This window comes from Carboxylicivirga sp. M1479 (assembly GCF_007097485.1).
Lineage (GTDB): Bacteria > Bacteroidota > Bacteroidia > Bacteroidales > Marinilabiliaceae > Carboxylicivirga.
Genome location: NZ_VKDE01000111.1, coordinates 1 through 281, shown reverse-complemented (window position 1 = coordinate 281; position 281 = coordinate 1). Strand labels below are relative to the sequence as shown.

The 281-nt window shown below is 31.7% G+C and carries 1 protein-coding gene; it reads left to right on the top strand.

Going from position 1 to position 281, the window contains the following annotated elements; translation table 11 throughout:
* Window positions 1-182: hypothetical protein (locus FNN09_RS21275; RefSeq protein ID WP_221932568.1), on the top strand; the 182-nt coding region annotated here is incomplete at its 5' end.
* Between the last annotated feature and the right edge of the window lie 99 nt (window positions 183-281).

Below are 281 nucleotides of genomic sequence, written 5' to 3'. Positions count from 1 at the left end.
GTAATACAGAATTAGGGAAATTGGAGCTATATGACCTTCAAACAGACATTGCAGAAAAAACGAATCTGGCTGAGAAATATCCCGATATTGTTGTTCAAATAGAGAAAGTAATGCAGGAAGAGCATGAAGCTGCTGCTATTATTGACTTCAGGCAAAGCGTATTGGGTGATCGGATGAATTGATTTCATTATCATGTAAGGATTAATATACCTTTAATGATACAAACAACTTACTATACAAAGTAGTGTTTGTTTTATAGATTTATAATTTTATTTTAAGTA